Origin of the sequence: Geminocystis sp., assembly GCF_041753295.1 — a bacterium.
GTDB lineage: Bacteria > Cyanobacteriota > Cyanobacteriia > Cyanobacteriales > Cyanobacteriaceae > Geminocystis.
On record NZ_JBGSUU010000016.1, the window covers coordinates 1 to 5,895 of the forward strand.

The following is a 5,895-nucleotide window of genomic DNA, read 5'->3' on the forward strand; positions in this document are numbered from 1 at the left end:
CACAAGTTACGAGCGATCGCTCGTCGGCTCTGGTACACAGCACGCCTCTGTGATAATTTAAGAGAGTAATAAAGATACGTGCGCGTAGCGTGCCTTCGGCATCACCTTATCTAAAAATCATACTTTAATTCAGCAACGCCCTAGTTTGTAATAGTTTATCTAAAATTTCGGGGCGGGTTTGCCCTTTATCCTTTCTACCATAGCTGAAAACATTGCGACTTTTCCATGTATCCGCTAATTCATCCCCAGATTCCCAGTTACCATCTACGACTTGATCATTTACTAACGAGCCAAAATCACCGCTAGGATTACAAAACAGTCGTGCCGAAGGGTTTTCTATTCCTTTTTGCTGTAATTCGAGGTAATGTTTGCGAATATAGTTATTTTCGATCAATTCCTCCGCAGTAGAAGCCCGTTGAAACAAATCATCTAACAATTCGATGATATTCAGAAAGGTATCTCTAAAAATACCCGATAAATTGCCTAAAATATCGATGCGAGGATGTCCAACTTTTTCTAAAGGCATTAACTCATATCTTACTATACGCCCCGTGCCTTCCTTCACTGGTTGCGCCCCCACTAATTCTAGTAAAATACCGATAGATTCGCCTTTTGTTTTAATGGCATCTAATCCCCATAACATGACGGCGATAGTCTCAGGATAACAACCATTTTCCTCTAAATTCTGCTCAATAATCTTCTTACCAATCTCCCTACCCCTTAAATACGCACCCTGAGAAGGCATCCGATAGGGATCTAATGCGTGAATGTTACGACCTGTAGGCAGCACACCAGCACCATCTCGGAGTAAATCACCACCGGGCGCAGGGGGGATGTATTCACCGTTTAAGCCTCTTAATAGATTAGTCAATTCGTCATCTGTCTGCATTAACAAGTCACTAATTAACTGTTGTTGTTGAAAACGTTGCTTTAATTCTTCTTCTTTTTCTGCTTTCTTCTCCACTCTGGCGAATAAGTCGCTATTGTTTAACTCTTGGGCGAAGTTTTGTTGACTATAAGTATCATCGAAATAAGCCTCAAGGTATGATTGCAGTTGTTCTTGATTGGGTTTTTCCCCTAAGATGTGTAAACCAGAGGAAAATAATCTTTGCTCTACTATTTGCAAATAGTCGTATATTTGGACAAAATAATCATTTAATGCCTGTTTACTGAATACCTTGGCATTGTCAGCAGTAAATTCAATACCTCGTTTTTCCTCTTCGCTAAATTTACAGTCTTTATTTAAGCCACTATCGACTATTTTTTGAACAATATCTTCTTTTAAGAGGGCATTTTTCTCGGTATCTTCTCGATACTCGTTGATTAACTCTTTTAATGCCATTAACTCTTTATATAATCCAGCCCTGCCGTAAGGAGGCACATTATGAGAGATAATAACACCATAACCCCTTCTTTTCGCCAACATAGATTCTGAAGGATTGTTAGCAGCGTAAATGTATAAATTCGGTAAGTCGCCTAATAGTACATCTGACCACGAATAACCCGTATTACCAAAAGGATTACCTGGCAACCATTCCACTGTGCCGTGCATTCCAAAATGTATAATAGCATCAGCTTCAAAGTCGTTTTGCAACCATTTATAAAAGGCGGTGTATTGAGGATGAGGAGTTAAATCCTTTTCAAACATAAGTCTCATGGGATCTCCCGCTATACCAAGAGGAGGTTGTACTCCAATCCAGATGTTACCTAATTGAATACCGCCGATTTGGAATTTGTCACCAATGGTTTTAATGCCTGTTTGGGTGAGATTTCCCCATTGTTTTTGTATCTTATTAATTAGTATATATCCTAACCATCGATCAAGGGTTTTCACATCAACGGTATTTTTGCCCCCATTTTGCCCCCCTTCCCCCAAGTTTGGGGGTGAAAAAGTCCCCAATGTTGGGGATTTAGGGGCAGAATAACTAATAAAATCATCGGCGGTTTTGACTTGTTTAAGAATTTCCTCACCGTCTTCGGGGATATTATCAACGTTATAACCTTCTTCCTTCAATGCTGTTAGTAATTTTTGCAGAGATTTAGGCACATTTAATAAAGCGGCTGTGCCAGTTGCACCATATCCGGGAGGAAAACCATATAAGATAATAGCAATTTTGCGATCGCCTTTTTCTTTCCTTCTTAACTTAATCCAGTTGTTAACTCTTCCCGTGAGACGTTTAACTCTCTCAGGAATTAAATATATATCTTCACCTACTAAACCACCCAACGGGATAGTATCTATTGCCCCATCTAACTCAGGTAAAGCGTATAATACCACACTTTGCAAACCACCGATACCCTTACGCACCCATGAATGAATATCTTGAATTAACAGAGGTGCAGCGACAATGTAGGGAATATTTTTTGCCGTTAAGATACGTTTAGCAACTTCTACCTGTCTTCCAGCCTCCATACTACCAGCAGGACCTCCCACCAAAGGAAAACCAATGGTAGAGATTACCGCATCAACTTTCACTGCATCCTTAGATAAGGATAGAGTTTCATTAATACCTTGACGGCGTTTTTCTTGCTCATAATCTGTTGTCATCCAATCCCTTACGGCAACATGACCTTCTACTCCATTAATAAAAATAGGAAGGGGAATCAATCCTGCTTCTTCAAAGTAACGAATTAATTGAGGAATGTAAGGGAGTTTGCTGATAACGTGCTTACGATATAACAATATCCCCACTGTCGGCAGTTGATGGTTGCTTGTAGGGGTTAATGGCATTAACCCTCTTTCATCATTAATATTTTCTTCTTCTTGTCTGCCTGTCTTCCTGTTTGCCTGTCTTCCTGTCTTATCATCATCTAATCTGTTTTGATACCAATTCAGATAGTCACGGGGAGAAGTAAAATAACCCTCATAATCTGGATGAAGTAACCCCATATTAGGAGTTTCTATGACAGGAGGAATCTCTGATACTTTTAAGCCAAGATAATTTTCTGCGATAAACCAACACATCGAAGCAACATTTTCCGTGCCAGAAGCATTCCAATAACCGTAAATAATTAACCAGTTGCGCAAATCTTGGACTTTTTTAACAGGAATGTACTTTAATAATTTTGGTCCTGTTTTTAAAAAGCTGATATATCCTGCCAGTTTATCTTCTTCCTTACTATTAGTAAACTTACTCAAGATGAATTGTATCGGTTTTGGCATTCCTTTGGGCTTATCACCAATGGCAAATTTACCAATTTGAGTTAAACTCATTAACTCTAAAGCTGACTCGAAAACAAGACGAATGGAAATATGACTTACTCTTTCCCTTAACCACATTACTTGATCATAATCGAAAATCAGACTAGCAAAAAACACATCAGCAGTTTGTAAAGCGAATTCGACTTTTTCTCTTTCACTGGTGATACTGTTATCACTGAAAACGATTACTTCTAAATTTTCACAGCGAAATGTAGCGAGAGTCGCCGCCTGACGATATAAACCACTGTTGAAGGTTTCAAATCCAGTAATTAAAACTATGCGTTTCATCATCATGACTTTTTTGAGAATAGAAGGTTGTTAAGTATTGTAAACTATTCTTCTTCGTCATGGAAAAACCAATATTTTTTGATTAATCATTACTCATTATCAATAGTTTGTTTCTTAATCATTTTTTTATATCAATGGTTTGTTAATTAATTATTACTCATTATCAATGGTTAGTTTCTTAATCATTACTTAATATCAATGGTTTATCAATTAAGCTATCTAATCCCACAGAAGTTAATAATTCTTGCCACTGTTGGGGTTGAGATTCTTTCATCGTAGCCACTAAAGATAAAGTATCTTGCCAAATTCCTTGCTTGGCATAAATTTCAGCTTGTTTAAGAGTTTCTAAATTAGTTGATAATTGCTTTTTCGTCTCTTCATTCAAAGAAACTTTTTCAATAATTCCTTTGGTATGATTACTGGTGTTAATAAACATCGGATTACAGATAAGAGAAATTTCCCATATATATTTTTTATCAGTTTCTAATTTAATTTTATCGGATAGATTGATGTTAATAATTCGGTTATCTTCGGTTATTTTTATTTCTTGAATATCTAAATCTTTACCTTTTTCTTCTCTGAGAATAAATTGAGCAAATTTAGCTTTAGTGGGAGGAATATAAACAAAAAATTGTGGTTGATTAGATACCGTTTGAATATAATTATCATTACTAGGTGTTAGGGCTGTAATGGGCAAATTACCTTGCACACAACCTCCTCTTCTTCCTCCTGCAGCGGTTGCTTTTGGTGCATCTCTTTTTGGTGCGTCAGGAAATTCAATAGCATTTACCCCAGAGGAAAATACCTCGATTAATGGTATTATTCCAACTAATATAGCTAAAATAATTTTATGTTTGTTTTGTTGATAGTTATTGTTCATAATGTTATTTTTCAGGAATTTCTATTTTCTTTCATTAAATTTTTAAGGTTTTTTAAATATGAAAAAGGCGATCTAGTAACTCTTCCCTTGCTCGTTCTAGGTAACGTTTAGTGATAAAATAAACGAAATTTTCAACTTTACACTCTACATAATAACCTTTCATGGCTTTAACTTGAGATAAATCCTGTAAACAATTAACGGAAGGAATTTGTTTGAATACTAAATCAATAATTTGCTTATAAATTGGTTGATTTTTCAATTTTTTCAAGTCTTTTAAAAATAATTTTCTATATTCAACTTTCATTATTCTTCCAAGAATTTCAAGGCACTTTCTGCATCTAGTAAAGGAGTTAATTTTGCTTCTTCCATTGCTTGATTTAAACAATAATTTTCTACATATTCAGGTAAGTCATCATCATTATCGATCTCATTGGGGATAATTTTTTCCCATATTTCGATAGGAATAACTACCGCTTTTTTGTTCCCATTTATATCTGTTAAATATTCGACACTTTTCATCATTAATAATTGTTACTACTTTATGACTATTTTATTCTAACTCTTTTGTCTGAAGTTATAGAGTCGATCGAACTCCACCCACAAAAATCGAACTCTTCTCTACAAAATCGAACTTTTAAATCATTATTGACTAGAATTAATCTCCATAATGAGTTTTTGCACGATGAATATAAATTAGTTTTTGAGATTCGTCAATAGTATAAAGGATTCTGTCCTTGTAACTTAAACGTATAGAGTAGAATCCACTAAGATCTCCGAGGAGTTTTTTGCCACCATAATGACTAATACTTATTATTTCTTGAATAATTTTTTTGAGTTTTTCTTTCTGTTTTTGGTTAAGTTGAGCAACATCTTTTTTGGCTTCTTTGGTAAATCTTATTTGATAAACCATCAATCAATATCTCCCAATACATCATCTAAAGAGTAAGTTTCCTGATTAGATATTTGTTCAAGGGAGCGTTGTAAACTTTCTCTGAGTCCTGAAATTGATAATAGCTCGATCGTTTCTTGTAAACTTTCATAATCTTTTTGAGAGATTAACACCGCCGAAGCATTAATTGCTTCTAATTCATAGATTTTATTTTCTTCATTGACTGATTTGATTAATTCGATTAAATCTTCTTGATTATTATTGATGAGCAATTTTTCCATAAGTGACACTCGATTATTAATACAATTTTAGTTTAGCAAATCGATCAAACTCTCCTCTACAAAATCGATCGTACCTCCCCACTTCACAAAAGTTGATTGGATTGGATAAATTAACATTCATTAGCTAAATAAGAGATTAATGTATCGGTTGTCCAGATAGCTATGCCACACCCGAAAAAATCTTGATCTTGAGTCCAAATACTAGCAGATAAAGATAACCCTCTTTTGTCATTTTCCGAGGTAAAATAGTAGAAGAAAAAGAAAAATAAAACTTGGGAAGCATAAGCAATAATGGATGTAGCCGAACAAATTCGTAAACATTTGCCACGAACACCAGAAACCACGATACCATTAG

Annotated in this window: 7 protein-coding genes; all 7 read right to left on the minus strand. The window is 35.3% G+C overall.

Annotated elements, in window-relative coordinates; all coding sequences use genetic code 11:
- Positions 1-124: 124 nt before the first annotated feature.
- Positions 125-3,496 carry a magnesium chelatase subunit H gene (gene bchH / locus ACEW8E_RS01160; protein ID WP_373478508.1) on the minus strand — a complete coding sequence of 1,124 codons (3,372 nt, stop codon included), beginning with the start codon at positions 3,494-3,496 and terminating at the stop codon, positions 125-127.
- A gap of 172 nt (positions 3,497-3,668) precedes the next feature.
- Entirely contained in the window at positions 3,669-4,370 is a 702-nt protein-coding gene (locus ACEW8E_RS01165; protein ID WP_373478509.1) for a DUF928 domain-containing protein, read from the minus strand.
- Between the two features lie 52 nt (positions 4,371-4,422).
- Entirely contained in the window at positions 4,423-4,674 is a 252-nt protein-coding gene (locus ACEW8E_RS01170) for a hypothetical protein (protein ID WP_373478510.1), read from the minus strand.
- Complete coding sequence (locus tag ACEW8E_RS01175) at positions 4,674-4,892, minus strand: hypothetical protein (protein ID WP_373478511.1); 219 nt, start codon at positions 4,890-4,892, stop codon at positions 4,674-4,676. Before ACEW8E_RS01175 ends, ACEW8E_RS01170 begins: the two co-directional genes overlap by 1 nt.
- Before the next feature lie 133 nt (positions 4,893-5,025).
- Positions 5,026-5,280 (minus strand): type II toxin-antitoxin system RelE/ParE family toxin, encoded by a 255-nt coding sequence (locus ACEW8E_RS01180; RefSeq protein ID WP_373478512.1) that lies wholly within the window; start codon positions 5,278-5,280, stop codon positions 5,026-5,028.
- The gene (locus ACEW8E_RS01185) at positions 5,280-5,540 is read right to left on the minus strand and encodes a type II toxin-antitoxin system Phd/YefM family antitoxin (protein ID WP_373478513.1); all 261 of its coding nucleotides are present in this window, start codon (positions 5,538-5,540) and stop codon (positions 5,280-5,282) included. The genes ACEW8E_RS01180 and ACEW8E_RS01185 overlap by 1 nt, the downstream gene beginning before the upstream one ends.
- Positions 5,541-5,650: 110 nt before the next feature.
- The coding region (locus ACEW8E_RS01190) for a PIN domain-containing protein (RefSeq protein ID WP_373478514.1) at positions 5,651-5,895 on the minus strand (245 nt) is incomplete at its 5' end.